Origin of the sequence: Geobacter hydrogenophilus (assembly GCF_018501225.1) — a bacterium.
GTDB lineage: Bacteria > Desulfobacterota > Desulfuromonadia > Geobacterales > Geobacteraceae > Geobacter > Geobacter hydrogenophilus.
Genome location: NZ_JAHCZI010000048.1, coordinates 1 through 218, shown reverse-complemented (window position 1 = coordinate 218; position 218 = coordinate 1). Strand labels below are relative to the sequence as shown.

Annotated in this window: 1 pseudogene; it reads left to right on the top strand. The window is 61.5% G+C overall.

What is annotated here, in order from left to right:
- Positions 1 to 218 (top strand): annotated as a pseudogene (locus KI811_RS18475) (PKD domain-containing protein); the annotation flags it as partial.

Below are 218 nucleotides of genomic sequence, written 5' to 3'. Positions count from 1 at the left end.
AAGGTGGTGCTGCGGGTGTACGTCTCCTCCATCAGCTCCTCGCGGACCCTGCGGATCTACCCGTACCAGTCCAACGGAACCTCGGTGAACACCGGCTATTACGCGAGCCTCAGCACGAGCAGCACCGGATGGAAGGACATCGACGTCACCTCCATCGCCCAGCGGATGAACGGCTACGGCTGGATGAAATTCCGTGTCACCACCACCTCGAGCAGCCT